Origin of the sequence: Elstera litoralis (assembly GCF_000963705.1) — a bacterium.
In the GTDB taxonomy this organism is placed as follows: domain Bacteria; phylum Pseudomonadota; class Alphaproteobacteria; order Elsterales; family Elsteraceae; genus Elstera; species Elstera litoralis.
On the sequence record NZ_LAJY01000454.1, the window covers coordinates 1 to 1,782 of the forward strand.

2 protein-coding genes are annotated in these 1,782 nt (G+C 61.3%); both read left to right on the plus strand.

Going from position 1 to position 1,782, the window contains the following annotated elements; genetic code table 11:
• Positions 1–85 precede the first annotated feature (85 nt).
• Positions 86–1,354 carry a tyrosine-type recombinase/integrase gene (locus tag VZ95_RS15660; RefSeq protein WP_045776691.1) on the plus strand — a complete coding sequence of 423 codons (1,269 nt, stop codon included), beginning with the start codon at positions 86–88 and terminating at the stop codon, positions 1,352–1,354.
• A gap of 60 nt (positions 1,355–1,414) precedes the next feature.
• On the plus strand, positions 1,415–1,705 hold the full coding sequence (locus VZ95_RS15665) for a nucleotidyltransferase family protein (RefSeq protein ID WP_045776692.1): 291 nt from the start codon (positions 1,415–1,417) through the stop codon (positions 1,703–1,705).
• The last annotated feature ends 77 nt before the right edge of the window (positions 1,706–1,782 follow it).

Sequence of the window (1,782 nt, forward strand, 5' to 3'; positions counted from 1 at the left end):
ACATGGGCGCGGCCTCTACCCGTTGACACGCCCACTTTCCTGCTTTCACAGTAGCTAAACAGTAGCTAGTTTTTTGGCGGGGAAAATGCCAATCACCAAACGCGATGTCGATGGGATGACCGAAGCGGGGGTTTTATGGGATAGCGGCAAGGGAGCCGTGACCGGATTCGGCGTGCGGTTTCAGGGGCGAGCAAAGAGCTTCGTGCTGAAATATAGTTTCGATGGAAAAGCGCGCTGGTTCACCATCGGGCGGTTCGGGGCACCTTGGACCGTCGAGAATGCCCGCGCCGAAGCCCGCCGCTTGACCGGCCTAGTCGCCGCATTGATCGATCCAATGGCAGCAAAACAAGCCGTCAAGGTGGAACGCCGAGAAGCCTTCACCCTCGGCGAGCTGAGCGACCGCTATATGGAAGCCGCCGAAGCTGGGCTTATTCTCACCCGGTTCAATCGCCCTAAAAAGGCAACGACGCTGGAAATCGATAAGGGCCGCATCAAGCGCCATATCAAGCCGCTGATCGGTGCCATCCCGGTAAAAGAGATCGATCCGCCCACCGTGCGCCGAATGATTAGCGATATTACGCTGGGCAAAACCAAAGACGATGAGAAGACCGGCACGCGCGGTCGCGCTATCGTTCGCGGCGGTGCGGGAACCGCTGCCCGTGTTGCCGATCTGCTCTCAGGGATCATGGCCTGGGCCGTCGAAGAGCAAATCATTCCCAGCAACCCCGTGCACGGGGTGAAGCGTTATCGCGGCGAGCCGAAGGAACGGTTTCTCAGCGAAGCCGAACTCGCCCGCTTGGGAGCAGCCCTCCGGGCGGGTGTTTCTGCCGATGGCCGGGTGGTGCATCCCTATGCCGTGCGCGTGCTTTGGCTCCTTAGCCTGACCGGCTGCCGCCTCGGGGAAATCGCCGGGTTGCGGTGGAGCGAGGTGGACACAAAAGACCGCTGCTTACGCCTCGACGATACCAAGACCGGGCGCAGTATGCGGGCAATCGGTTCCATCCCGTGCCGCTTGCTAACCGACTGGCCGCCGCAGGTCGGCTCCCCCTTCGTCTTCCCTGGCACGCGCGGTAACGGGGAAACGGCCTATCAGGGCACGAAGCGCGAGGTGGTGAAGATTATGGCGGCGGCAGAAATTGCGGATGCGGGCTGCCATACCCTGCGGCACACTTTCGGCTCGGTCGCCTCCGAACTCGGCTATTCTGACGCGACGATTGCGGGACTGCTCGGGCATAAGGGACGCGGCGTCACCTCGCGCTATGTGCATCGTCCCGATGCTGCGCTCGTGGCTGCGGCTGAAGCGGTGGCGAACCGCTTGGCGGAACTGATGGGGCTGGAGGGCGTGCTTGAATAGACCCTCTGCCGGGAAACGATCTTTTCCCCTATAATAATGGCAACAGGATCGGAGCTCGCTGTGAAACCCTCGCTCGCCTTGACGCAAAACCGGGATGCCATTCGGGCGGCGGTCAGCCGTTTTCCGACGCGGAACCCGCGTGTCTTCGGGTCGGCCCTGCACGGTACGGACCACGAAGGGAGCGACCTCGACCTACTGGTAGATGCGATGCCGGGGGCAACCCTTTTCGATCTCGGCGGCTTGCAGGTGGAGCTTGAGGACCTGCTTGGGGTATCGGTCGATCTGCTGACGCCCGAAGATTTGCCCCCGAAAGTGCGCGCCAAGGTTTTAGCGGAAGCTCAGCCTCTATGACGGACAGTCGGTTAACCGATTATCTCGACCATATCCGAGAAGCCGCCGCCAATGCGTGCAGCTTCTTAGAGGGATTG

Coding starts and splice junctions, on each gene's coding strand:
- VZ95_RS15660 (WP_045776691.1), top strand. CDS start 86: ATGCCAATCACCAAACGCGATGTCGATGGGATGACCGAAGCGGGGGTT.